22 protein-coding genes are annotated in these 25,331 nt (G+C 44.7%); 3 read left to right on the top strand and 19 right to left on the bottom strand.

Going from position 1 to position 25,331, the window contains the following annotated elements:
- Positions 1 to 76 precede the first annotated feature (76 nt).
- From NZ043_RS31265 to NZ043_RS31330, 14 genes are all read right to left on the bottom strand, one after another.
- On the bottom strand, positions 77 to 2,029 hold the full coding sequence (locus NZ043_RS31265) for a stage V sporulation protein D (protein ID WP_076211545.1): 1,953 nt from the start codon (positions 2,027 to 2,029) through the stop codon (positions 77 to 79).
- 94 nt (positions 2,030 to 2,123) lie between these two features.
- On the bottom strand, positions 2,124 to 4,484 hold the full coding sequence (locus tag NZ043_RS31270) for a penicillin-binding transpeptidase domain-containing protein (RefSeq protein ID WP_339310108.1): 2,361 nt from the start codon (positions 4,482 to 4,484) through the stop codon (positions 2,124 to 2,126).
- A 12-nt stretch (positions 4,485 to 4,496) separates the two neighbouring features.
- Entirely contained in the window at positions 4,497 to 4,925 is a 429-nt protein-coding gene (locus NZ043_RS31275) for a hypothetical protein (protein WP_076211549.1), read from the bottom strand.
- A 27-nt stretch (positions 4,926 to 4,952) separates the two neighbouring features.
- Complete coding sequence (gene rsmH, locus NZ043_RS31280; protein WP_091028473.1) at positions 4,953 to 5,903, bottom strand: 16S rRNA (cytosine(1402)-N(4))-methyltransferase RsmH; 951 nt, start codon at positions 5,901 to 5,903, stop codon at positions 4,953 to 4,955.
- A gap of 18 nt (positions 5,904 to 5,921) precedes the next feature.
- Positions 5,922 to 6,359, bottom strand: a complete 438-nt coding sequence (gene mraZ, locus NZ043_RS31285; protein WP_017687291.1) for a division/cell wall cluster transcriptional repressor MraZ — start codon at positions 6,357 to 6,359, stop codon at positions 5,922 to 5,924.
- A 273-nt stretch (positions 6,360 to 6,632) separates the two neighbouring features.
- Positions 6,633 to 7,898 carry an adenosylhomocysteinase gene (locus NZ043_RS31290; RefSeq protein ID WP_047843755.1) on the bottom strand — a complete coding sequence of 422 codons (1,266 nt, stop codon included), beginning with the start codon at positions 7,896 to 7,898 and terminating at the stop codon, positions 6,633 to 6,635.
- Positions 7,899 to 7,943: 45 nt separating this feature from the next.
- Complete coding sequence (gene bshC / locus NZ043_RS31295; protein ID WP_133385540.1) at positions 7,944 to 9,575, bottom strand: bacillithiol biosynthesis cysteine-adding enzyme BshC; 1,632 nt, start codon at positions 9,573 to 9,575, stop codon at positions 7,944 to 7,946.
- A 157-nt stretch (positions 9,576 to 9,732) separates the two neighbouring features.
- The gene (locus tag NZ043_RS31300) at positions 9,733 to 11,502 is read right to left on the bottom strand and encodes an ABC transporter ATP-binding protein (RefSeq protein ID WP_124116013.1); all 1,770 of its coding nucleotides are present in this window, start codon (positions 11,500 to 11,502) and stop codon (positions 9,733 to 9,735) included.
- Between the two features lie 17 nt (positions 11,503 to 11,519).
- Entirely contained in the window at positions 11,520 to 12,446 is a 927-nt protein-coding gene (locus NZ043_RS31305) for an ABC transporter permease (protein WP_083657091.1), read from the bottom strand.
- Positions 12,447 to 12,448: 2 nt separating this feature from the next.
- Positions 12,449 to 13,381 (bottom strand): ABC transporter permease, encoded by a 933-nt coding sequence (locus tag NZ043_RS31310; RefSeq protein ID WP_076211567.1) that lies wholly within the window; start codon positions 13,379 to 13,381, stop codon positions 12,449 to 12,451.
- 189 nt (positions 13,382 to 13,570) lie between these two features.
- Positions 13,571 to 15,268 carry a peptide ABC transporter substrate-binding protein gene (locus NZ043_RS31315; RefSeq protein ID WP_133385541.1) on the bottom strand — a complete coding sequence of 566 codons (1,698 nt, stop codon included), beginning with the start codon at positions 15,266 to 15,268 and terminating at the stop codon, positions 13,571 to 13,573.
- Positions 15,269 to 15,421: 153 nt separating this feature from the next.
- The gene (locus tag NZ043_RS31320) at positions 15,422 to 15,796 is read right to left on the bottom strand and encodes a DUF3397 domain-containing protein (RefSeq protein WP_091028465.1); all 375 of its coding nucleotides are present in this window, start codon (positions 15,794 to 15,796) and stop codon (positions 15,422 to 15,424) included.
- A complete protein-coding gene (locus NZ043_RS31325; RefSeq protein WP_133385542.1) occupies positions 15,796 to 16,755 on the bottom strand; it encodes a 2-dehydropantoate 2-reductase in 960 nt (319 codons plus the stop codon). Before NZ043_RS31325 ends, NZ043_RS31320 begins: the two co-directional genes overlap by 1 nt.
- Positions 16,756 to 16,905: 150 nt before the next feature.
- Complete coding sequence (locus NZ043_RS31330; RefSeq protein ID WP_076211575.1) at positions 16,906 to 17,556, bottom strand: RsfA family transcriptional regulator; 651 nt, start codon at positions 17,554 to 17,556, stop codon at positions 16,906 to 16,908.
- A gap of 314 nt (positions 17,557 to 17,870) precedes the next feature.
- Between NZ043_RS31330 and NZ043_RS31335 the strand changes: the two genes are divergently transcribed.
- A complete protein-coding gene (locus NZ043_RS31335; protein ID WP_017687281.1) occupies positions 17,871 to 18,107 on the top strand; it encodes a DUF2626 domain-containing protein in 237 nt (78 codons plus the stop codon).
- Between the two features lie 184 nt (positions 18,108 to 18,291).
- Entirely contained in the window at positions 18,292 to 19,371 is a 1,080-nt protein-coding gene (locus NZ043_RS31340) for a hypothetical protein (RefSeq protein ID WP_133385543.1), read from the top strand.
- 2 nt (positions 19,372 to 19,373) lie between these two features.
- Here NZ043_RS31340 and NZ043_RS31345 read toward each other — a convergent pair whose 3' ends face one another.
- Together NZ043_RS31345 and NZ043_RS31350 are read right to left on the bottom strand one after the other, a co-directional pair.
- Positions 19,374 to 20,645, bottom strand: a complete 1,272-nt coding sequence (locus NZ043_RS31345; RefSeq protein WP_133385544.1) for an extracellular solute-binding protein — start codon at positions 20,643 to 20,645, stop codon at positions 19,374 to 19,376.
- Positions 20,646 to 20,866: 221 nt separating this feature from the next.
- Complete coding sequence (locus tag NZ043_RS31350) at positions 20,867 to 22,201, bottom strand: PhoH family protein (RefSeq protein ID WP_024628438.1); 1,335 nt, start codon at positions 22,199 to 22,201, stop codon at positions 20,867 to 20,869.
- A 152-nt stretch (positions 22,202 to 22,353) separates the two neighbouring features.
- Here NZ043_RS31350 and NZ043_RS31355 point away from each other — a divergent pair, with 152 nt between their 5' ends.
- Positions 22,354 to 23,049 (top strand): YhcN/YlaJ family sporulation lipoprotein, encoded by a 696-nt coding sequence (locus tag NZ043_RS31355; protein WP_133385545.1) that lies wholly within the window; start codon positions 22,354 to 22,356, stop codon positions 23,047 to 23,049.
- Positions 23,050 to 23,056: 7 nt separating this feature from the next.
- Here the strand turns inward: NZ043_RS31355 and NZ043_RS31360 are convergent, their stop codons facing one another.
- The 3 genes from NZ043_RS31360 to NZ043_RS31370 all read right to left on the bottom strand — a co-directional run bounded on the left by NZ043_RS31360 (position 23,057) and on the right by NZ043_RS31370 (position 25,056).
- Positions 23,057 to 23,509, bottom strand: a complete 453-nt coding sequence (locus NZ043_RS31360; RefSeq protein WP_076211583.1) for a pyridoxamine 5'-phosphate oxidase family protein — start codon at positions 23,507 to 23,509, stop codon at positions 23,057 to 23,059.
- Between the two features lie 98 nt (positions 23,510 to 23,607).
- The gene (locus NZ043_RS31365) at positions 23,608 to 24,669 is read right to left on the bottom strand and encodes an LCP family protein (protein WP_036614987.1); all 1,062 of its coding nucleotides are present in this window, start codon (positions 24,667 to 24,669) and stop codon (positions 23,608 to 23,610) included.
- 90 nt (positions 24,670 to 24,759) lie between these two features.
- Positions 24,760 to 25,056, bottom strand: a complete 297-nt coding sequence (locus NZ043_RS31370) for a YlaH-like family protein (RefSeq protein ID WP_036614990.1) — start codon at positions 25,054 to 25,056, stop codon at positions 24,760 to 24,762.
- Between the last annotated feature and the right edge of the window lie 275 nt (positions 25,057 to 25,331).

Raw genomic sequence — 25,331 nt, forward strand, 5'->3', positions numbered from 1 at the left:
TCAATACAACCCAATAATGAAACGCACTTGGATGAATTTTGTTGCGCTAGAAGCCTCAAACTACCCCTAAGCCCTGTTATTCATCCTTTGTGTGATCATGTGCATCATTCAGTACATCCCCCATATAAATGCGGATGGTTGATCCCTGATCTACCCTCGCCCCAGGTTTGGGTGCCTGATTAATCACGTATTTACCACTGCCAGACTTCGCCAGCATAAAATTCATGTTCAGGTCTTCGTACAGATCTTCAACAGTAGCTCCTGTCAGGTCTGGAACTGTCACGATTTTGGTTTCACCATACTTGTATTCTTTGGCGACCTGATCCTTCCGAACAGGTACATTCATATAATGCAAAGCATCTTCAAGGATGTTCTGCACAATCGGGGCGGCAACCACACCTCCGAACTGAATTCCTTTGGGATTATCAACAGCGGTATAGACCACAATCTGTGGGTCATCTGCCGGTGCAAATCCGATAAAGGATACGATATGCTCTGTTGAGGAATAACGTCCGTTGATAACCTTCTGGGCTGTACCTGTTTTGCCACCGACCCGGTATCCATCAATGAATGCCGGACGCCCGGTACCTTTTGCGACAACACTCTCGAGGGCTTCACGTACTTGTTTGGATGTATTCTCCGAGATCACCTGACGAACCAGTTCCGGTTTGGCTTCTTCCATGACTTCTCCGGTAACCGGATGGACCCACGCTTTCGTAACATAAGGCTTGTAAAGTTTACCCCCATTGATGGCCGCTGACACAGCTGCTACTTGCTGAATGGGCGTTACGGATACACCTTGACCAAAAGCAGTCGTTGCAAGCTCGACAGGCCCCACTCTGGACAGTTTGAACAGAATCCCACTGGCTTCTCCACTGAGGTCGATCCCTGTTTTGGTACCGAAGCCAAAGTCTTTAATATAGGAGAAGAGCGATTCTTTGCCCAGCCTCTGCCCCAAAGCCACAAAGCCCGGGTTACATGAGTTCTCCACAACTTGTAAGAAGGTCTGACTTCCGTGGCCGCCCTTTTTCCAGCAACGCAGACGAGCTCCACCAACCTCAACATATCCGGGATCAAAAAATTGATCCTGTTGCAGATTGACCTTTTTCTCTTCAAGCGCTGCTGCCAAGGTAATAATCTTAAATGTGGAGCCCGGCTCGTAGGTCATCCAGATCGGTAAATTCCGATTGTATATCTCCGCGGGATATTGCTGATAATCGGCAGGTTCGTATCCCGGCCTGCTGGACATCCCCAAAATTTCACCCGTTTTGGGATTCATCGCTATGGCCAATGCTGAGTTCGCCTGGAACTTCACCATGGCCTGATCCAGTTCTCTCTCCATGATAGACTGAATGGATTTATCAATGGTCAGCTTGAGGTTAAGGCCGTCCTTCGGTTCCACATACTTCTCGGATGAGCCCGGCATTAGCCTTCCGGCCGCATCGGACAAGTAGGACACACTGCCATTCAAACCATTCAGCTTATCATCATACTTCTTCTCGACACCCGTTAAGCCCTGATTATCAATGCCCGTAAAACCAAGAATATGGGCAGCCAAATCATCATAAGGATAAAAACGTTTATTGTCCTCAGCAACAACGATACCCGGAAGCTTCAAATCACGGATGCGCTGAGCTTTCTCCATCGTAATTTTGCGGCCGCCGGGTTGTAGTCTTACAATGAGTTCTCGTTTCTTGATGGTTGCAAGCACTTTTTCTTCCGTCATCCCAAGCAATGGGGCCAACGCTTTAGCTGTCGTTTCAGCTTCTTTAACCTGAGCCGGAATGGCCATAATGGTCGGTGTTGTCACATTATAGGCCAGAGAGGTTCCATTTCGATCCAGGATCTCCCCCCGCTTGGCGGAGTAAGGAATATTACGCCGCCAGGATTCTTCTGCTTTTGCTGACAATTCAGGGCCTTCCCCGAGCTGTACATAAGCAAGCCTGATCATCAGGGCCGAAAATAACAAAACTAAAATCATTAAACTCCATAGCAACCTGCGCCGCAGATTTACGCTTGATCCCTTCACGAAAAGATCCCCCCACTCGTCCCAAAATCATGACATTCGTTCCATTCATGAATATTCAGGACAACCGGGGGTTAGAACAAGCTGTCAGAGCTCCCTAAGGAAGCGAAGCTCCGTTTGTGGCTGGATCATCAGAAGATTCGGATTCATTGGCAGAAGCCTTGTTGTTATCTGTTTCATCTGTTTCATCTGTTTCATCTGTTTCGTCTGTTCCGTCGGTTTTACCTTCTCCGCCCGAAGGCTCTTGTTCCTTCACTTCAGCTTCTGACGACGGATCAGATGAGATTGGAGCCTCATCGGCTATACCTGTCACTGCAGCTTTGGCAGTTTGCAAGTTCAACTGTACAGTTCTCTGCTCACCTGCGACCTGCTCGGTTTGCTTCACGACATAACCCTCACCCTTGACCGTAACCCCCACCTTCATGAGAGAAAGTACTTCAAGGGCATCACGGAGAGATTCACCTGTTAGATCGGGAATCTTCATCTTGCTGCTTTCTTCCGTTAGCAGATAGATTCGTTGGCCTGGATTCATAGAGGCGCCAGCAACCGGATACTGCCGAATTACATTATCACCTTGACCAAGTGTCACATAAGCAATACCCGCGCTTAGAAGCTGGCTTCTGGCCTGTTTGGCTGTCTTGCCACTCAAGTCAGGCGCCTTGGCTTGCACGACAGAGACTTCTTTTGACTTTTTGTCAGGAGTTTTGGCTGTATCTTTGGGTATTCCCATGTATTGAAGAGTCTGGCTGACAATCTTTTTGAACACCGGGGCAGCTGCGGTTCCTCCCCCAATGTTGGTTCCATCCGGTTGGTCAATGACAACAAGTATAGCAATCTTCGGATTATTCACGGGCGCGAATCCAATAAACGATACAACGTCTTTCGACTTGCTGTATGCCCCGTTAACAACCTTTCTTGCCGTACCTGTCTTACCAGCTACACGGTAACCTTCAATATAGGCGTTACGACCGGTACCAATCGTTTGGTCTGCAACTACTTGTTCCAGATAACCGCTCACCAGTTTGGAAGATTCCTTGGAAATCACCTGACGAACAACTTTAGGTTTGATCACTTCCGTTGTCCCATCATTCGGGTTCTTGATCTCCTTCACCAGATGTGGCTCCAGCAATTTGCCGCCGTTGGCAATCGCAGAGATGGCTGCGACCTGTTGAATTGGTGTTACCTGTACAAGACCATGACCATAGGCTGCCGTGGCAATCTCGGATTTGTAAACCAGTGGCTTGATCGGGGACGCTGCCTCATTTGGCAAATCAATACCCGTCTTTTTGCCGAAACCGAATTCGTCTATGTAATGACGCAGACGTTCACCGCCAAGCATGTTGTAACCCAAGTTAACAAAAGCAATGTTACTTGACCGTTTGACACCTTCGAGATACGAGATCCAACCATAGGCATGACCATTATCACTAATTGGGAAACCACCAATATACATGCGTTTGGATTCAAAACTTGCATTGGGATCAAAGAGTTTTTCTTCTACAGCCCCTGCTAGCGTAACTATTTTAAATGTACTACCTGGCTCATAGATAGATTGAGTAGCATGGTTGATAAAATTCTTTTGATCAGGTGTACTTCCATACGTATTCGGGTTAAAGGTTGGCCAGTTCGCCATCCCCAGAATCTCCATTGTGTTTGGGTCCGCTGCAATGACCGTCATGCTCAGTGGATTATACTTGGCAACCGCTTCTTTCATTGCATCCTCAATGTAGAACTGGATCGTATCATCGATGGTCAGCGTTAGGTTCTTACCATTCTGAGGTGGCAGATAGTTATCCTGTGAATCCGGAAGTTTAATGCCTTTGGCATCCTTCTGATAATTCAGATATCCATCTGTACCTGTCAGTGCTTCATCATATGAGACTTCAAGTCCATTTACAGCTTTCCCATCACGGCTCATATATCCCAAGAGATGAGAAGCAAGTGTTTCTTCAGGGTAAAAACGCTTCGACTCTTGAGCCATGACAATTGCATTACGAGCCTTGTATTCTTCTTGTAATTCCTCACGCAGTTCGTTGACTTTTTCCGCAAGCTCAGGACTTATCTTATATCCTTCACTGCGTACTTCACGTTGCTGATAGAACTTGCCATCTTCCTTTTTGGCTGTGACCAGAGCACGCATTTCACTCTCATTTTTTCCAAGAAGGGAAGAGAGCTTCTCCGTAACAACATCCTGAATTCCGAGTTCATTAATTAATAACGGATTAACAGAAACCGTATACGCAGGGGAATCGGTAGCCAAAATGTTACCATTTCGATCCGTAATCGTTCCACGTGCAGCCTTAATCGTCTGTTCCCGCTCTACCAAACCGGCCGCCCGTTCCTGCCATACACCGCCATTCACAACTTGAATGAAAAAGATTCGGGTTACGAGTACAAGAAAAAAGAGGGTAATACATCCCCCTATAAGCAACGTGCGCATCTTTATTCTTTTTATCATCGGAACACCTCTTTACTTACTGCTTGCTGTATTGGAGGACGACTCAGTACCAGTTGATTTCGTACTTGTTGAACGAGGTACATAAATGACATCTTTACCGGAAGCTTCAACGTAACCAAGTTGTTTTGCATTTTCGATGACCTGGTTGTTCAATGTTTCTTTTTCCACCTGCAGGTCTGCAATCGTCTTTTCATACCCCTTGATATCCGAAATAGTAGACTGTGCCTGTTTGTTCAGATCATAGATATGAGCATAACGAGACATTAAGGCTCCACCAACAAGGATAACTGCAACCACGGTAATCAGATACAAAATCTTCTCGCGTGCCGGAAGACCCGTACGACGGGTCACCACTTTGGTGGTTTCTTTGTATCGTTGCTGGGTCACACGTTCCTGGGACGCTTTTTCTTTTACAGCGAGATTACCACGTGTATATGCCATACTCCGATTCTCTCCTCCACTCTTGATCTACAATTTCTCGGCTACGCGCAGCTTGGCTGAACGAGCACGTGAATTTTCGGTCAATTCCGTTTCCGTTGGAATCAACGGTTTTCTGTTAACTAAACGCAGGGCCCCCTTGCCGCCGCATACACACAACGGAAAATCGGGTGGACATGTACATTTTTCCAGATAACTGCTGAAAATCTGTTTACATATCCGATCCTCAAGGGAGTGGAAGGTAATAACAGATACACGTCCTCCTGGTGCCAGACAACGAACAGCCTGATGCAAGCCTTCTTCAAACGCGCCCAACTCATCGTTGACGGCAATGCGTAGTGCCTGGAAGCTGCGTTTGGCAGGATGTCCACCAGTACGTCGAGCTGCCGCCGGGATGCCTTCCTTGATCAGTTCCACGAGTTCACCTGTCGTCTCAATGGTAGACTGCGCTCGTTTTCCGACGATAACACGGGCAATTCTTCTCGAAAACTTCTCTTCACCATAGCGATACAAAATTCGAGCAATCTCTTCTTCTGGCCACTCATTCACAATCTCTTTGGCCGTCAGCATTGCATCCTGGTCCATTCGCATATCGAGCGGAGCATCGTGATTGTAACTGAATCCACGTTCTCCTTCATCAAATTGCGGAGATGACACACCCAAGTCGTACAAAATACCGTCGACCTGTGGTGCACCATCCTTCATTGGTACATCCAGATCCTTGAGTACCTGTTCCAGATCTCGAAAATTGGTTTTCACCAATGTTACACGTTCTCCATAAGCAGCGAGCTTCTCGCGAGCATTATCCAAAGCCCAATCATCCTGATCAAGTGCGATCAGACGTCCCCCTGGACCGAGCTTGGAAGCAATCACGGAGCTATGTCCGCCACCGCCTAAAGTGCAGTCCACGTATATACCGTCCTGCTTGATGTTTAATCCCTCTGTTGCCTCTTCTTTGAGTACGGTTATGTGGTGAAACAACCTGCACCCCTCCTGACTTTATAAATCAAAATTAAAATCGACCAGCTTTTCGGCAATGTCGTTGAATGCTTCTTCGGATTGATTGAAATAACTCTCCCATATGCCTTTGCTCCAAATCTCCACCCGGTTCGACACGCCAAGAACAACACAATCCTTGTCCAGCTTGGCATACTCTCTTAAATTGCCCGGCAGATTTACCCTGCCCTGTTTGTCCAGTTCACATTCGGTTGCACCCGAGAAAAAAAACCGGGTAAACGCACGTGCATCAGATTTCATCAATGGCAGTGCTTTGAGCTTCTGTTCCATGACCCCCCACTCCTCCATGGGGTACACGAAAAGACACTGGTCCAAACCCCGTGTGACAACGAAAGACGGTCCCAGAGATTCGCGGAATTTAGCCGGAATGATAACCCGACCCTTATCATCAATGCTATGTTGGAACTCCCCCATAAACATTGGCCCATTCACTCCTCACCCGTTTCTCCCACTTTGCCCCACTTTCCACCACCTAAGCATAATAGATTCGCACAAAAAAATCAAAACCCTTCTTGCATGACTTGATTTTTTAATTTTTCAGCATAAAAAAACGTCCTTGATCCTGTCACTCAGGATCAAAGACGCTTCCCTTAAACGGGCAACCGTATGTCTACCCGCACATGAGCCATATCATCAATAAACCATTCTATACCTATTGAATCATTTCATCAGCTTGTAATTATTGGATAGTGCTTAAAATTTCCAGCTATCCAGGTATTTCTCTTGCTCAGCTGACAAGGAGTCGATGCCAATATTCAGGCTTTCAAGTTTATAGCTGGCAACCTGTTGGTCAATATCATAAGGTACATTAACGACGTTTTTACCCAAGTTTTCATAATTCTCACTTACATAACGCAGACCAAGCGCCTGCAGAGCAAATGTCGTATCCATGATTTCGGCAGGGTGACCATCTGCTGCACCCAGGTTCACAAGACGACCTTCTGCAAGAAGGTACATTTTACGACCGTCTTTGAAACGGTATTCCTCAATGTTGCGACGAACTGTGCGAATCGATTCGGAACGTTTAGCCAGTTCAGGTTTATTCACTTCAACATCAAAGTGACCTGCATTACTCAGGATCGCTCCGTCCTTCATCACATCGTAATGCTCACCTGTGATAACATCCTTATTGCCTGTAACTGCAATAAAGAAGTCGCCCAATTTGGCGGCTTCCACCATCGTCATGACCCGGAATCCGTCCATGTGTGCTTCTACCGCTTTGATTGGATCGATCTCGGTTACGATCACATTCGCACCAAGACCTTTGGCGCGCATTGCTACCCCTTTACCACACCAGCCATAACCTGCTACCACTACGTTTTTACCAGCGATAACCAAGTTAGTTGTACGAATAATCCCGTCGAATGCAGATTGTCCAGTGCCGTAGCGATTGTCAAACAGATACTTGCAGTATGCGTCATTAACCGCAACCATCGGAAACTTCAATTGGCCTTCTTTCGCCAATGCTTTCAAACGAATAATACCCGTTGTCGTTTCTTCTGCTCCTCCGCGAATTGTTGCTGCTAGGTCCGGGCGCTCTGATGCAATAATGGTTGCAAAGTCTCCACCATCATCAATAATGAGATCAGGCTTCACCTCAAGCGCACGCAGTTGCAGTGATTTGAATTCCGCAGGTTCCGGATTGTACTTCGCATACACCGTAACGCCGTCTTCCACCAATGCTGCGCAAACATCATCTTGTGTAGACAATGGATTGCTATGCGTAATTGTTACTTCTGCACCACCCGCTTGGATCACTTTTGCCAAATAAGCTGTTTTCGCCTCCAGATGAAGACAAATGGCAACCTTCAAACCTTTGAAGGGCAGATCCTGTTCGAACTGGCGACGAATGCGGTTCAGTACCGGCATATGCGCTTCTACCCAATCAATTTTCAGGTGACCCTCTGAAGCGAGTCCCATATCTTTAACAATACTGTTTTGCAATGCAGGTGTAGTCATTTCATAATCCTCCTCGTTTATGTGTTTCTTCTATTATAAAGGGCTCTACAGTGCAATGACCTTGTGCTCTCCAAGGAATTCACTTGAGGCCTTAATCAGTTCATCGATCCACTCGGTGCCATAACGATTCAGGTAAAAGAGTGCATTATGTACTCGTTCCTGTGGTTTGCCCGTTGGGAATAAGGAGTTCTGAATGCCGTTCCAGTGCCTTAGACTCACATTATGTTTATCTTCGATAGCTTTGTGAGTCTGCTGTTTCAGATACTGCATTTGCTCGTTGATTTTACTCAAATTGGTATCGCCAATTCGTTCCAGTCCCGGATGAATCTCCGCGATCTCATCTAGCAAAGGTCCGTACAGTTGAAGAAACGCTTCCTGAACCTTGTCAAACTGTTCATCTACCTGGAACGTCTCCTGTTGTGCGAGCCACTGCTCCTTCTTTTCTTCCATATGATATTGAACATCCTGAAAAGAAAGTCCATATTGTTTCATATGTTTGTGATGAATATCTTCCATAATGGTGAAAGACAACCGCGGCAACAAAATGGGCATTTGCAGTCCGAACTGACGGAATGCTTCCCGAGTCAAACCCCAATATGCAATTTCACCTTGCCCCAAAATAACAGCGGCTACAGGCAGCACGGAATCTTGCATTAATGGTCGTGTCAATACGTTGTTACTGAAGCGCTCCGGATGTTCTCCCAGTTCCTGTAGCAAACGTTCCTCTGTGAAAGAAACCAAACCTTTGCGATCACTATATAAGCCGTCCTTCAACAACAAGAGCAAACGCGTACCTTCATGAATGTAGAACAGATTGGCTCCATCCTCCGCTACTTCGGCAGGCATAGCATAACCAGCTTGTTGTACCAGCGCAGCACCTTGTGTGTATGCGTTGCGCAGCACTTCATTTTTGCGTATCAACCGCTCAAACACGGGCTGTTCCAACCTGCGTAAATCTGGATCCGATGCATCCATTAGAACAAGTCCACTGCTGGCAAACAAGGCAGATATCATGCGGGCAAATGCATCACTCAGATTTGAACTGGATTGATGGATCTCTGTGATGCATTTCATCAGTCCTGGTTTATGTATCGTATCAGGTAACAGATGTTCCACCTGTTCGAGTACATTCACCCACTGCTGTGTATCCACATGAACATTACTCACAGAATCCCTTCCTGCGAATCGTCCTTGTAACTTGACCTTCTTCATGTCTCCCTGATGATCAGGTAGATATGTGTGGTTAACCTCATCCCAGTCATGGTCTTCACCGGCAATCCAAAATACTGGGACTACCGGGCGTTGAAGTCTTTCTTCCGCTTCACGCGCAGCTGCCACAACACTGGCGGCTTTGTATATGACGAACAGTGGTCCGGTGAGCAGACCGCTCTGCTGTCCTCCTGTAACCACTAGTGCATCTTGTTCGGCAAGACGTGTGATGGACGCATGAACCTCTCCATGGTCGTTCACCCGCTTATTATATATACGTAAATACTCTGCCAGATCACGACGATCAATACGTGTGTTTTCCGATTGGTCCAGCCACTCGGCACGCGCCTGAAGTCCTGATTCCCAGCGAATGTCATACTCGTAAAGGCCACGCGCAGCATCTCTTGAACAGATATAATCTTCTGCAAGTCTTGATCCGCTGCGGAGTGCCTCGGTAATACCGTTCATGAGGTCTGCCTCCTATTCTGCTTCAAAGAGCCTTTCTTGATTGTACCGAATTCAAGGCCGCTTCGTCAAAAGAAAGTGATTAAAATACAAAAAAAACCGCCGAACGAGTCGGCGGCTCTTAATACATCAATAATAGCATATCGCTTTAATATTCCTATTATACGTAAGGTTCTGCAACCCAGTGACCTTTGGAAACCTCAATCAATTGAGCATTTTCCAGGTTGTACGGGTCATTTGCAGGACCACCAGATCCATTCTGAATCGGGCTCATATGCTCTTCCGGCAGCAAGATGCGACGTTTGTTCGCTTCCACTTCCGGATCAGGTACAGGGATTGCTGAGAGCAATGTTTTGGTATAAGGGTGGACAGGGTTCGCATACAGTTCTTCACTTTCTGCGAGCTCAACCACTTTACCCATGTACATTACAGCGACACGGTCACTGATATGTTTAACCATCGACAAGTCATGCGCAATAAACAGATATGTCAAGCCGAGACGTTGCTGAAGTTCTTCAAGCAATTTAACGACCTGCGCCTGAATGGATACATCCAGTGCAGACAATGGCTCATCACAGATGATGAATTTAGGGTCTACAGCAAGTGCACGTGCAATCCCGATCCGTTGTCTTTGACCACCGGAGAATTCATGCGGATAACGAAGAGCATGACTTGGATTCAAACCTACCAGATCAAGCAGTTCCTCCACTCGTCTCTTACGCTCTTTAGAGCTGGAAGCCAGACCATGAATATCGAGGGACTCCCCGATAATATCCATAACATTGAAACGCGGGTTAAGAGATGCATATGGATCTTGGAAGATCATCTGCATATCTTTACGCATTTCTTTCATTTTACGCGGGGACAACTTGTAGATATCCGTTCCGTTAAAGTTAACATTTCCGCCAGTTGGCTCATACAGACGCAGAATGGTACGACCTGTTGTGGATTTACCACAGCCAGACTCGCCTACAACGCCAAGTGTTTCACCTTCAAAGATATCAAAGCTTACGTCATTGACCGCTTTGAGAATGTTACCTTTACCCAAATTAAAGTACTGTTTCAAGTTTTTCACTTGTACCAGAGGCTTATTGCTGCCTTTGATAATACCAGCAGGAGCTGGTTTTTCCTTTTTGGGCTCGTCCAGACGAGGCAAAGCATTCAGCAATTTAATGGTGTATGGATGTTGAGGGTTACTAAAGATTTCAGCAGTTGTTCCTGTTTCAACAACTTCGCCTTCCTTCATAACAACAACACGGTCACACATACCCGCTACGACACCAAGGTCATGCGTAATCAGCATGATCGATGTTCCCAGCTTTTGCTGCATGTCTTTCATGACATCCAGAATTTGAGCCTGAATTGTAACGTCAAGTGCAGTTGTCGGCTCATCCGCAATCAGAAGGGATGGACGACATGCAAGCGCGATCGCAATCATGGCACGCTGACGCATACCACCAGAGAATTGGTGAGGATAATGATTCATGCGAATAGCCGCATTTTTAATACCTACAAGTTCCAGCATCTCCAAAGCCGCTTTATTCGCCGCTTGTTTGGACATGTTCTGATGCTTGCGCAATACTTCGGTAATTTGTTTACCAATTTTAATGGTAGGATTCAAAGAAGTCATTGGATCTTGGAAGATCATACCGATATCTTTACCACGAATCGCTTCCATTTGTTTGTCTGTCTTATTCAGCAGGTCTTGCCCGTGAAAAGTAATTTCTCCGCTTTTGACCTTCGAAGGCGGGGAGGGAATCAATTTCATGATGGTTTGGGCGGTAACACTCTTACCACTACCCGATTCACCTACGATCCCCAGCGTCTCTCCTTTGCCAAGTTCAAAACTCACATGTTTAACGGCATCAAATTCACCAGAACGTGTTGAGAACGACACACTCAGGTCTTTGACAGTTAAAATCGGCTCCATAATCCCACCTCCTGTTTCTATTTACGTAATTTCGGATCGAGTGCGTCACGCAGACCGTCTCCGAGCAAGTTAAATGCAAGCATTGTAAGAACCATTAGACCTGCTGGGAACCACATCCGCCACGGGAATAGCGTCCAGCCTGTAAGTGCATCATTGATCATAGAACCAAGTGAAGATCTTGGTGCTGATACACCCAATCCAAGGAAGCTCAGGAACGCTTCAGCAAAGATTGCATTTGGAATAGACAATGTCAATGTTACAAGAATCGGTCCTATTGCATTGGGCAGCAAATGACGGAACAATTGACGCCCTGTGCTTGCTCCCATGGACCTTGCAGCAAGAATAAAGTCTCTGTTTTTGAGTTGCATAATCTCACCACGCACAATCCATGACATGCTGATCCAGCCTGTGATGGTGAGGGCAATGATAATCGTTGTCAGACTTGGTTCCAGTACAACCAGCAACAAAATTACAACAAGCATGTACGGCAAGGAGTAGAGGATTTCGGAAAACTTGTTCATAATTCCATCTACACGTCCACCGTAGAAACCCATGATCGCTCCATAAATAACCCCGATAACAAGGTCAATCAAGGCTGCGGCCAAACCTACAGTAAGGGATACACGTGCTCCTACCCAAGTTCTTACCCACACGTCACGACCAAGCTCGTCCGTACCGAACCAGTGCTCCGCACTCGGCGCTGCATTGGCATTCAACAAATCATTGGAATAATAATTATAACTTGTAAACAAAGAAGTTGGACCAATCAAAGAGAAAATCACGACAAGAACCAATACACCCAGACTTATCATAGCAGCCTTATTGGTTGCAAGTCTGTACATGGCATCTTTAAAAAGGGATACACTTTCTTGCGGTTTTACCGCTGCCTGACTAGTCAGGTTCGTGTTCGCCGTTTCATTCTTTTTATTATTCGTGCCAGACAACGTTATGCCCCCTTCCGGCTTTCCAGCTTAATTCTAGGATCAATCAGCACGTAAGCGATATCCGTAAAGAAACGAGCCAACATCAGGAGGATACCATAGAAAATTGTAATCCCCATGATCATAGTGTAATCACGGTTTGTGATACTCTCTACGAATACTTTACCAATTCCCCCGATGTTAAAGATCTGTTCAATTACAACGGAACCTGTGATGATATTCGCTGTCATTGGACCAACATAAGTTACTACTGGTAGAATACCGTTTCTTACAACGTGTTTAAACATAATTGCAGGCCATTTCAGACCTTTGGCTTTAGCTGTTTTGATATAATCTGCATGTAAGACTTCAAGCATGCTCGAACGCGTCAAACGAGCGATAAAAGCAATCGGAGATGCAGATAGCGCTGCAACCGGAAGAACGTAATCCAATGGACCATCAAAGCCCATAACGTTAAACCAGCCTAATTTAGTAGCAAAGAGATACTGCAATAGTGACGCAAGCAAGAAGCTCGGAACAGCTATACCTATAACAGCGAGGATCATCGTGATATCATCAATGAGTTTACGATGGTAAACTGCAGCAATAAGCCCCAGCAAAACACCCACGATAATGGAGATAACAATTGCAAACACTCCAAGCTTCAGCGAAGCGGTGAATGTTTCGCCGATCATTCCGGCTACATCTCGATTGAGATATTTCATTGAGACTCCGAAATCTCCCTTAAGGATTCCACCCATATACTTCAGGTATTGTTCATACATCGGTTTGTCCAATCCATACTTCTGTTCCAGCAAAACCCGAATTTCAGGCGATACTTTTTTCTCGGATGTAAAAGGGTCACCCGGAATAGCCTTCATCAGGAAGAAGGTTGCAGATGCGAGTATGAAAAGCGATAGCAGCATAAATAATAGTTTTTTCAACACATACTTAACCAACCCTTGCACACCTCCACAAACAATATTTTGTATACAAATCGATTGTAGAATTAGACAGAAATAAAGTCCAATCCATTTATCGGAAATTTCAAGAATTATAAGGAAAATCGGTGCACATACAAAAAATCGGGATATATATGGAATTCCACATATATATCCCGAAGTATTCATATTAGACTTCAGAACAACTTATTTCTCTTCCAGATATGCACGTGTGAAGTCAATAGCTCCACTGAAATCAAGTTGTACGCCTTTCAGGTAAGGCTTGGTCAAAGATACGTTAGTGTAGTAATAGATTGGCATAACGCCCATTTCATCTTGAATCAGGATTTTCTCAGCGTCAGCAAATGCAGCCATACGTGCAGCTGGATCAGCAGATTTTACAGTGTCTTTAACATCTTTGTCATACTGTTCGTTGCTGAATTTGGAATCATTGTTTGTGTTTCCAGTAGTCCACATTTCCAAGAAGTTGTATGGATCGTTGTAGTCAGCAGACCAACCTGCACGAGCTACTTGGAAGTTTTGGTTTTGACGGTTCTCAAGGAATACGCCCCACTCTTGGTTTTCTGTTTTCACATCAACACCAAGATTTTGTTTCCACATGTCAGCAACCGCCAAAGCGATTTTCGCGTGACCATCACTAGTGTTGTAGATCAACGTAACAGCTGGCAATGTTGTGTAACCTTCTTCTTTCATACCTTCAGCAAGCAATGCTTTAGCTTCTTCCACATTTTCTGTGAAGTAATCGTCTTTGTGCTCATCACGGAATTCGCCGTTTTCACCACGGATACCTGGAGGTACAAAGCCGAATGCTGGAATTTGTCCACCTTGTGTAACTTTGTCAACAATCAGCTGACGTTGAATTGCCATTGCAAATGCTTTACGGATTTTAACGTTGTTAAATGGTGCTTCGTTTACGTTGAACTGATAGTAGTACGTACTTGCAATACCAGTAGCTTTGAACTCGTCCGGCAATTCCGCTTTTACAGAAGGAATTTGGTCGGATGGAATTTCACCGTTAGGTGCACCAGTGTAGTCCAATTGTCCTGATTTGTAAGCTTGCAGCTCGGAAGCACTGCTGTTCGTCAGAGACATATCGATTTGAGCCAATTTAATATCGGCAGCTGCATGGTAACCATCGTTTTTCTTCACAACAATTTTTTGACCTTTAGAATATTGATCCATTACAAATGGTCCGTTAACGATCATGTTTTTGTAGTCTGTGAAGAATTTGTCATTTGTGTCAGCAGATGCATGTACTGGGTAGTACGTGTAGAATGCTGTCAGACCCAAGAAGTAAGGTGTTGGGTTTTCCAACGTTACTTCCAATGTGTGTTCATCAGTAGCTTTAACGCCTACTTGTGAGAAATCTGTGACTTTAGTACCTTTGTATGTTTCATCTTTGCTGAGGTTGTAACCTTCAGCGCCTTTAATATAGTACAATTGGTATGCATATGGAGAAGCTGTTTCCGGTTTCAAAGCACGTTCCCAAGAACGAACAAAGTCTTCGGCAGTGATTGCATCACCGTTGCTCCATTTAGCATCCGGGTTCAGGTTGAAAACATATTTCAAACCATCTTCGGAGATTGTCCAGTCTTTAGCTACGCCCGCTTGTTCTTTACCATCAGCATCGATGCGTACAAGACCTTCATACAAGAATTTCAAAACTGTGTTGGTTTGGCTGTCTTTTGCTTGAGCCGGGTCCAACGTAGGAGGTTCAGCTGACAGGTTGATTTTCAGAATTTGATCTTTAGCAAGACCATTTCCTTCGCTTGCAGAACCAGTATCGGTGTTACCTGTGCCTTCGTTTTTCGATCCGCACGCTGCAAGTACGGTACCGAACGCCAAAATCAGCGTCAAAAGGACTAATAGACTTTTCCTTTTCATCTAACACGTTCCCCCTAAATTGATATGGTTTATATGTTTATAGATTATACAACCACCGGTCAAAAAAATCTACATTACTTTTTCAGAAAGTAATGTTTTTTTCAGTTTTCGACAAAATCGACACATTTTTTAGCCCTTTTGCGTTATGTAACCTCACATCTGTTGCATGAAGTATCTAATTAATCCAAATAAAGTAAACAAAACATACCCGAAACTCATAATGATGAAGGCCATGCGCCATACGGCCCGGAACATTCTCCCCCCATCGACCTTCCCCTTTAGTCGATTTTGCGCACCTCCGATGAATCCAAGTGCTAGTAGTATGAGTAATAGTGTCAGATAAAAACCAAAATTCGAATCAAATGTTAAGTTGAATAACGCCGATACTGAAAAAACAAGAAAAAAAGTGGTTACATCCATTGCCATCCGCATGGCGTTCCGTTTGTCTTTTTTCCATACGTACATTCCCCAATAAACAAGAAAGAACGGAAAAAAGGGCAATATGCTCAACACAATAAAAAGTCCCATTAATTCACTCCTTCCGGTTGCATTCCTTCAATCAGATGAAGCAGTATTTCATGTGTAGGTGCAACAAGGTCCAACTTCTGTGCCATTCTTACAATATGACCGTTAATTGACCTCACTTCTGTACCACGTCCAGCGAGAACATCTGCAAGCATGGAGGAAGTATTCGTGGCAGTAGAACGACAGACCGATATCAGTTGATCCCACATATCCTGACCCAAACATATTCCACTTGCAGAGTAGATTAACAATACTTCATCATATAACTGGCGCATTAGCCTCTTTCGTTCTTCCTTGATGATCAGTTCTCCATTAGGGATTCGCCATAGTGCCGTAAGCGGGTTAATGACTGAATTAATCAATAGTTTCCTGTATATCAGCTTATCGATTTCATTCGACACTGTACAGTCAAATCCTGCCTGCTGCAACGATCCCGACAGAGTAAATGTTCTCTCCTTCTCTATAGAGGTAGAAGCTACTATATGTATGTTGTACCTCCCCAGCCTGGTTTCACCTGTACCTGCACGAGTTACCTGACTTTGTGTGCGCTTCGCACCTTCTGTTGTAACCGCACTACACAGAAGCGACTTTGGCAAAGCTGCTTGAAGTTTTGCCAGATGGCCCATCCCATTTTGGAAACAAGCGATATTCAGCACATGATCTTGTAATGGACTAATCTCATGAATGAAATCATCAATGCTTGTCTGCTTAATCATGAGCAGCAACCATTCTCCTGGTGTGTTCTTCCATGTGTCAGCCAGCTCACTTATAGGTTTCGCCTGTATTTGATCCGGTAGAATATGTATCTCCTCGCCACGTTCCACAATGGTTACTCCATCATGGCTGAGCAGGTTTGCCTGAGCAATTGTTCTTGTCCAAAATCTGACCTGGTTACCTGACGCCAGCAGTTTCCCGCCATACAAAAGACCCAGTGCCCCCGCTCCTACGATGTCAATAATCATATGATGCACTCCTCTCCGCTTCAGTAGTTGCTCTTCTATTATCTATAATAGAACAAAAACACCAAACTAAAAACCCGTCATACCTGCCGTTGTGTAACGGAGGTGTGGCGGGTTCATACCTGACTTTCACAAATCAAACGTCTGAACTTGTTATTCAATTCGTTCCAGATTCCCGTTGGCATCCATCTTGAAACGTGTCTTAAGTTCCTCTTCTTCTTCGGACAAAAATGCGAGTCTGCGAGCCCGATCCATAATCTGAATCAAAGCTTTATAGTCGTCGTTCACAACACGGTAATCCGTCTGCACTTCATTCACTTCCTTGGAAAGACGGTCATTCTCAAGACGTAGTTCAAGCAATTCATCTTCTTTCTCGCGAAGCTCCTTCTCCAGCATCTTGAGTTGACGATTACTCTCCTGCACTGTTCCCTTCCATTGTCGCAGGAAGCGGATTACTGCATCCATCGATAATGAATCGTCTGAGATCCCATCTGATTTGTACAGATGTTCTTCAGTGTCCAGTGTAGACAGTGCTGCAACCTGCGGTCCGAGCATAGCTGGTTGCTTTCTGAGATAACTTCGTTTTTGTCGTTGTGCCTTGGCGTTACTGATGGCAGAATCATACTTTTTACGTACACAACTGTTCCAGCGAAAACCGCATGCGGCAGATGTTCTGCCTATTTTTTCGCCCACCTCTTCAAAAGCGGCCAATTGTGTACTGCCTTCCCGAATATGACGCAAAGTAACCTCAGCCAATATCAAATCGTCCTCTGTACTCCAAGCATCCTGTCTCACTGCAGTCATGCTATAATACCCTCCTAACAACATCCTAAAATAACCGTCCGCATTACCGGAAGCCCGGTATGTGAATTAGGTATAAAAGCTGCTTCATTCATTCTTATGCCTCTCATAGAGTTCATAGAATTGATTTCATACTAAAATGTATTTCCACATTCAGGCTTGCTCATACGTGACATACGTAAAACATATCCCTCTATACTTACATTGAGTAAAAAAAGAATTCGCTTTCATATCCAAATTTGTTTACACGTTTTTCCTTTCCCGGTATAATGTTGTGTAGACAATCTATGAACGTACTTAGGAGAGGAGGATTTACCGTGGCACGCATGTTTCGGGTACTCGGGTTCTTCACGCTTGCAATTGGCCTGATGGCTTTTGCGGGAGATCTGGTCGAAATGGCTTTGCTTTTTTTCCTGCAGACTGCGTTTTTTGTCATTTTGGGATACTTGAAATTTACCGAGCGAACGTACATATTGCTCTTCTGGGGTTATATGATCGTAACATTCACGGGGTTCAGCTACTGGACCGTATTCGAAATGGGGTTGCCGCTCTAATCCACCTGCAGCATCAAAGTGATCCGATATCTGTCGGGTTGCTTTTTTGTTGTGTTCAGACTAAATGATTGTTCGTGGTGTTATGTAACCACTAAGGATATTTCACGTATTTGTTTCATATATTGTCTGGAAGACAACAAGCCTGTACGATTGTCATTTAAGAAGTGGAAAGGAGAATGGATCGGTGAAACGTCAATACGGCATTGCCGCCTTTATATTATGCATCATTTTATTCCTCCAGCTACCTTTAGCCCATGCCTATGGAGAGTCTTCACCTGAGGATACACGTGAGATATTGCAAAAAAGTCTATCTATTGTTGAAATCGATCACGAAATCGAACGCATCGCCGAAAGGCAGAAGCAGCTGGCTCAACAATACGAGACATTATCCGTCCAGCTTCAGGAACAGGAAGAACAGATACATATTCAGCAAGATCGGGCCGGAGCTGTAGTAAGGTCCTACTACACAGGAGAACGCGACAGCCTCCTCATGACGGTCCTGGGAGCCAGGTCATTCAAAGACCTGTTTGTACTGTATGATTATTACCAGATTATTATCGGACGGGATCAAGCTGTGCTGGACAAGTATCAGGACCGTTATCACACCCTGCAACAGACTTCCACTCAGATTCATCAGACTACAACAGAATTAACCGAAATGAAGACTAATCTTCAAAACCAGCGGGAACGTGTAGTCACCTTGCAAAAAGAAATGGATGCCCAAATAGCCACCAGCGGAGATGCGGCAGCGATTCAGAAACTGATGGATGAACTGACCCTTTATTGGGAGAATATCGGCATCTATGAGGTGAAACGATATTTCAAAGCATTGGCATCTGCCATGCAGAACCTGCCCGATTTTATCCAAAAACAAAACGGAGGTATATCCACGACTGGAACAACGTATACGATTCGAATTGGGCAGGATGAGCTTAATGCATTTCTGCGTTCCCAAAATCCAATCTTTGAAGACTTTGCCTTTCAGTTTAACCAGGATAAGATTATAGCTTCCGGTCAGCGGGATCAGTTGCAATTAAGCATCGAAGGACATTATACGGTAGAGAATGAACCTCAAAACTCCATTCGTTTTCATGTGGACAAACTTGTATTCAACCAGCTTGAACTACCAGATACCACTCGCCGAATGCTGGAAAGAGAATTTGACCTTGGGTTCTATCCACAGAAAATCCTATCGTTTGTTAAAGCAACCGATGTTTCAACAAGTGAAGGCGTACTGGAAGTAAAACTAGCTATATCCTTTTAAAGTTAGTTCGTCGTTCTAATACTGTCTACGTATTGATTCGCTGTAATTTCTCCCTTTAGGAATTGTTGTACTTTTTTATGAAAACGAGTTATTAGAGCATGACTTTTGTTCGTTGCAGCGGGGACATCTTGGGTGGTTGAGAACCAGGATTGTCCCTTTGTCATGTCATAAGGTCCAACGAGTTTCTCAGACTCCAAATCCAGCTCCTGTTGCTTTGCGGGCAACCGGTTGACCTGTTGGTACCATTTCAGCTGTGTCGTAGCAGAGGTCATTCCTTCAATCCATCTACTGGCCTCCTCAGCCTCAACCGAACCCGCAGTAATGACAAGGCTTCTGGAGTTTACAGTTTCCAAGGTTTCCAAAGAAATCCGCTCCAAAGAATCTTTTTCAACTGTACTCGCTTGATCCGCATTCAATAATTGAGATAACAATGATACAACCATCGGTGTGTCGTTTTGGTCAGCAGTTGGAAAGAACCCTGGATTGGTAGACTCAAGCCTAATAAGGGGCTGAATCTGATTCATCAACTGAATCCCCTGCTGAAGATCCCCCGTTTGCGAATCTATTTGTGTTCGTTTAACTTGATCTGGTGCCATTCTCGGTTCCAAATGATTCAGCCACGCATTTGTCCCGTACATATCATTGATGTTCATTGTAATTAAAGGGATGCCTTCCGCAATGGCTTGTTGAGTAAGTTTGACCCACTGATCTTTATTTCGAGGTAATGACTCCAGACCAGCTCTCTTCAGAAATGAAGATTGTGCAGCCAGAATGTACGGATCAAAATCAAAAGGCATTCCCCACTGATAACCATTCCACTCTGTCATTCCCCGTAACCCAACTACCGTATCTCCTAGCGACTTCGATAATGTTGTTCCGTTTAACGGATACAGGTACCCTTTTTGGGCATAGTATTGCACTTCCTCACTATCAAGCAGAACAACATCACCGTTCTCCCCCAGTGAAAATTCAAGATCCAAAACATGCTTATATGTATCCGGCTTCTCATTCCGAAGATTAACTTCTACCAGCTGGGAAACAGCAACTTCTTTAGCTATTTTTTGAAAGGCTTGAAACTCTTCATCCGACATGGCCACTACAACCTCCAGCGGAGCTTGAGCATCTTCATTACGGGACGAAGACCCAGGAAAAGCATCCTTTTCCTGATCGCGTTCCTGATTGAGCTGCGAACCTCTAAAGTCAAAACTTGGTGACAAGATCGTTAACGAAAGCAGCAATACCGCGAATAAAACAACCTGATGTCTACGCTTCATTAACTTCCCTCCCTGTTCACCTAGTTTTTTCCTGCAGCAATTATTGTAACAAATAAGTAGTACTCTTGTCCTACCCTGCCGAAAAACACTTTTTCGGATTTTTGCATAATACGAGCATATCGAGTTCTGTGTAATAACGCTTACTTATTTTTTCAGCAAAAAGCCGACTCCAGGAGCCGGCTTTAATAACAACATTTTCCGGGAAATAAATCCCCTAAATATTACAATAAATCAGCTGCAAGCTGTGCCAGCTTGGACCGTTCTCCTTTTTCGAGCATGATGTGTCCGCTAATTCCCTCTTGTTTGAACCGTTCCACGATATATGTCAGGCCGTTACTGGCAGAATCAAGATACGGATGGTCTATCTGTTCGGGGTCTCCCATCAAAATAATCTTACTGCCTTCACCGACCCTGGATACAATGGTCTTCACTTCATGGCGGGAGAGGTTCTGAGCTTCATCAATAATAATAAACTGTCCAGGTATCGATCTTCCACGAATATACGTTAAGGCCTCCACCTGGATACTGCCAAGCCCCATTAGGATTTTATCGATATCTCCGGCTTTTTTGGTGTCAAACAAAAACTCCAGATTATCATAAATCGGCTGCATCCATGGACGAAGTTTTTCTTCTTTCTCACCAGGCAAGTAACCGATATCTTTCCCCATGGGAACGACAGGACGAGCGATCAACAGTTTTTTGTATTTATGATCATCCTCTACCTTTAGTAGACCTGCTGCAAGTGCCAGCAAGGTTTTCCCTGTTCCAGCTTTACCTGTGATGGTAACAAGCGGGATGTCATCATTTAAAAGCAGTTCCAATGCCATCCGTTGTTGTGCGTTACGTGCGCTAATACCCCAGACATTGTCATTACTGAGGAAAAGCGGTTCCAGCTTTGTTCCCTCTGTATTGACTTTAAGCAAAGCCGATTTATTGGTTCCCATCTCATCCTTGAGAATGACAAATTCATTCGGATACAACGAATAAGACAACTGTAACGGTTTGATCGGTAAAAAACGATATGTGTAAAACTCATCAATCACTGACGGATGAACTTTAAGGGCCGTATAACCTGGATATAACTCACTGAGTCCTGCCGTCCGATCTGATAAGTAATCCTGTGTGAACAGACCAAGTACATCCGCTTTGATACGCACAAGTACATCTTTACTGACAAGCACGACCTGACGTTCGACTACTTCCTTTTCATTCTCCTCAATCTGATAATTCAGTGCGACAGCCAAAATGCGATTATCGTTGGACACTTCACCAAACATTTCCTGAACTTTCACGAAACTCCGATGATTTAGCTCTACTTTCAGGTTACCTCCATTAGCCAAAGGTACCCCACTGTGCAAGTGACCCAGCTCACGTAATCCGTCTAACAGTCTGGATACATTACGGGCATTACGCCCAATTTCATCGGCATTTCTTTTTTTGGAGTCGATCTCCTCCAGTACAACCGCGGGAATGATTACCTCATGTTCCTCAAAGGCAAATATGGCATTGGGGTCATGCAGAAGCACGTTGGTATCCAATACAAAAATCTTTTTCATTCAATCCCCTCCAAAGCGGCGTCGTTAAAGGCATGGATAGTGTGATCTTTCAGCAGCGGCATGGACAATCATGATCCCATACATAAATGTATTCGACTAGGGCAAAATAATTGTCAACCATTCTGAAAAACTCCGAGAAAGGATGAACATTTATGAAAATATGGGTTTGCACGCTGCTTCTGATCTTTATACTTACAGGTTGCAACAGTTCCACACGCAGCGCTTCGCCGAATCAAGGTACACATGCGAAAGGTTACGGAGGAAATGTAACAACTCAGCAAGATCAAGGGAAAGGATCTCACATGCTCAATGCACAGGAAGATCGGATGAATCCTTCACGTTTGGACCGCCTCAATGAGAATACAGGTGAAGTCCATGATACCAACATTGCGGATGATGCACAGAGTGGCCGGATGCCCAATGAAAAACGAATCAATCACCTTAAAGCCCTTGCCAAGCAAGTGGAAGGTGTTGAAGATGCGAACTGCGTCATACTCGGTAATACAGCCGTAGTTGGCATCGATGTTGATGGTGAACTGGAACGTGCTCGGGTTGGTACCATTAAGTACGCTGTTGCCGAGGCACTTCGCAAAGACCCCGAAGGTGTAGATTCCATCGTTACTGCTGATGCAGATGTCACTGAACGAATTAAAGAAATCGGTGAACATATTCGTCAAGGGCACCCCATCTCCGGTTTTGCTTCAGAACTTGCTGACATGGTGGGACGAATTATCCCTCAACTCCCGAAAGACGTCAAAGTCCGTCAAAATCCGGATGAAAACGTGAATCAAAAACAACAAATGCAGCAGCTGCATTCATCTGACAAAAGACAACAAAAAGCCCAGTGATCTCTCACTAGGCTTTTTTCATGGCAGCAAAAACCTGCTCATCTAATTTCTCAGCGGCACGCTGATCATATATTTTGACGTATTGAGGCACAGAGGACAATTGAGCGCCGTAAAACAGAGCATTCCTCACCGCTTCAATTGTAATGTCGAAACAGCACATATTAAATGGAACGTCCTGCAGCGGATCTTGTCGTACCGCAGCACGTCCGTTCACTGCGTACACCGTCTCTTCTCCAAAGACAGTCACCGTAATGAGCGGATTAGTAATCATGTTATTCACTAAACGTGAACGATGATCGATCGCTAAACGAAAAGTAGAAGCATTCTCCGCATAAATCCAGGAGATGGCTGTTGAAGTCGGACCTCCGGATTCTACATCCACTGTGCTCAGAAGCACAAAGGTCTCATTCTTGAATTGCTGTAAAAGAGATTCAGTTAATTGTGTGACGGCTTCGGACATTCAACCAGCCCCCTAACCTTCTTTATGCAATTCTTGTACTTGGTTTATGTTATTATAGCATACCGATTAACGTGCTTCCAATCCCAAAAGAATGAAGGTTATTCGCCTGAAGGTGAAGCCGTTACTTTACCTGAAAGAGTATCTTGTAAAGCCTGCTTGGCATTGGCGAGTTCCGTCTCATTAATATACACATATGGACTTCTCCACTCTCCGGTAACCGGAGTATAATGTACATCCGAGGTGGAAATGTTCCAATACGTCGAGATAAAGTTTTTCATTTGTTCCGATTCCACATCTGTCGTCATATTCTTGTCAACTGCACCAATCACTTTGCTGATCTTTGTAATGCCCCCAAGAGATTTCATCTGATCCAGCATGGAGTTCAGCACTTGGTTTTGACGTTTGTTACGATCAAAGTCATTGGATTCATCAGTCTTTGGATTACAATTGGATTTGCGGTAACGAACAAAATCTAGTGCTGCTTTACCATCGAGATGTTGTGCGCCTGCGACCAGATTGATATCTGTACCATCGGCTGTATCTCTATAACACATATTTTTATCCACAGTCACATCCACGCCACCCACGGCATTGACAGCATCACGGAATGCCTGGAAATTCAGGACGGTTGTATAATTAATATCTACATCCAAATACTTGCCCATCATTTCTTTCATCTGATCCTCTGCATTTTTGCCAGTGGTTTTTTCCTGTGCTTTGAATCTTGGATAATAGGAATTCAGCTTGTTGGATTTGTACCCATCCAATTGAATACGCGTGTCTCGAGGCAATGATACAATGGTTGCCGTCTTGGTCTCCGGATTCAACGAAGCCACCATAACAACATCCGAGAGATATGTGCCAGTTTCAGGACGGTTATCTGTGCCTAATAACAGCATCGTGATCGGTTTGGTTGTGGCTGACATCCCGGGAGGTACCGGTTTATCGATGCCTGTATCCACGACTTGATTGTATACCCAGTACGCATATCCACCGCCTACCACAATGGCAATAACCAATAGACTTAAAAGGATTCTGCCAAAAGCATTCATTCTCTTTTTCTTCTTAGGCTGCTTGCCCTTGCCATTCTTCGATCCAGAAGCACCGGATTGCGTTGGTGCCTGTCTCCGTGGAGGCAGTCCGTTCGAATTTGAGTTCATATCTTCAACACCTTTATCACATCTGTTTTTGTCTAAATAAAAGACAACCGCTTTCCCTAAGGAAAACGGATGGTCTGTACAAGACAGGATTTATGAGTTTCGAGCGGCAGCTTCCGCTTTTTTCTTTTGACGACCTTCAATAAAATAACGCACTCTCACTAACAACATCAAACCAACCGCGACCAACAAACATTGAATGATGGGCAGCTTGTCAATCTGAAAAATAAGAAGCATGAATGTGCCCATCGCCATCAAAATATAGAGAACGATTTCCTTACCAAGTGGCAATTTCTGACGTACCCGAAACACCTTGTTATATACGTAAGTAATCAATACAAAGATGACGATGTAGGCTACGATCGGGTGTGATGCGAACCATGCTTGCATGCACAGCCAGCTCCTTTCGTGTTCATGCTAGGATATAAGTTAACTATTGTGAAACCCTTTCGATAACTCTGAATAAAACACACATCGGAGGTGACCGTTCCGGTATCGGATCGTTCTTTTGATCGCTGTTATCCCCAGATTTTTTTGATCCATTTTTCAATGGTAAAATCCGGGGATAAAGGCGAACGCTTCGCTTCTGCAGAATCGATTCCGATCCCTTCACTACTTCCACTGTGCGTAACATCGTTAACTTCTGTGTTCCATCAAATGCTAAC

Source organism: Paenibacillus sp. FSL k6-2145 (assembly GCF_037976585.1).
Classification (GTDB): domain Bacteria; phylum Bacillota; class Bacilli; order Paenibacillales; family Paenibacillaceae; genus Paenibacillus.

What these genes read in the sequence shown, in the direction of transcription:
- NZ043_RS31270 (WP_339310108.1), bottom strand. Translation starts at nt 4,484, where the DNA reads ATGATAAAAAGAATAAAGATGCGCACGTTGCTTATAGGGGGATGTATT.
- NZ043_RS31275 (WP_076211549.1), bottom strand. Translation starts at nt 4,925, where the DNA reads ATGGCATATACACGTGGTAATCTCGCTGTAAAAGAAAAAGCGTCCCAG.
- mraZ (WP_017687291.1), bottom strand. Translation starts at nt 6,359, where the DNA reads ATGTTTATGGGGGAGTTCCAACATAGCATTGATGATAAGGGTCGGGTT.
- NZ043_RS31290 (WP_047843755.1), bottom strand. Translation starts at nt 7,898, where the DNA reads ATGACTACACCTGCATTGCAAAACAGTATTGTTAAAGATATGGGACTC.
- bshC (WP_133385540.1), bottom strand. Translation starts at nt 9,575, where the DNA reads ATGAACGGTATTACCGAGGCACTCCGCAGCGGATCAAGACTTGCAGAA.
- NZ043_RS31300 (WP_124116013.1), bottom strand. Translation starts at nt 11,502, where the DNA reads ATGGAGCCGATTTTAACTGTCAAAGACCTGAGTGTGTCGTTCTCAACA.
- NZ043_RS31315 (WP_133385541.1), bottom strand. Translation starts at nt 15,268, where the DNA reads ATGAAAAGGAAAAGTCTATTAGTCCTTTTGACGCTGATTTTGGCGTTC.
- NZ043_RS31320 (WP_091028465.1), bottom strand. Translation starts at nt 15,796, where the DNA reads ATGGGACTTTTTATTGTGTTGAGCATATTGCCCTTTTTTCCGTTCTTT.
- NZ043_RS31325 (WP_133385542.1), bottom strand. Translation starts at nt 16,755, where the DNA reads ATGATTATTGACATCGTAGGAGCGGGGGCACTGGGTCTTTTGTATGGC.
- NZ043_RS31330 (WP_076211575.1), bottom strand. Translation starts at nt 17,556, where the DNA reads ATGACTGCAGTGAGACAGGATGCTTGGAGTACAGAGGACGATTTGATA.
- NZ043_RS31345 (WP_133385544.1), bottom strand. Translation starts at nt 20,645, where the DNA reads ATGAAGCGTAGACATCAGGTTGTTTTATTCGCGGTATTGCTGCTTTCG.
- NZ043_RS31350 (WP_024628438.1), bottom strand. Translation starts at nt 22,201, where the DNA reads ATGAAAAAGATTTTTGTATTGGATACCAACGTGCTTCTGCATGACCCC.
- NZ043_RS31355 (WP_133385545.1), top strand. Translation starts at nt 22,354, where the DNA reads ATGAAAATATGGGTTTGCACGCTGCTTCTGATCTTTATACTTACAGGT.
- NZ043_RS31360 (WP_076211583.1), bottom strand. Translation starts at nt 23,509, where the DNA reads ATGTCCGAAGCCGTCACACAATTAACTGAATCTCTTTTACAGCAATTC.
- NZ043_RS31365 (WP_036614987.1), bottom strand. Translation starts at nt 24,669, where the DNA reads ATGAACTCAAATTCGAACGGACTGCCTCCACGGAGACAGGCACCAACG.
- NZ043_RS31370 (WP_036614990.1), bottom strand. Translation starts at nt 25,056, where the DNA reads ATGCAAGCATGGTTCGCATCACACCCGATCGTAGCCTACATCGTCATC.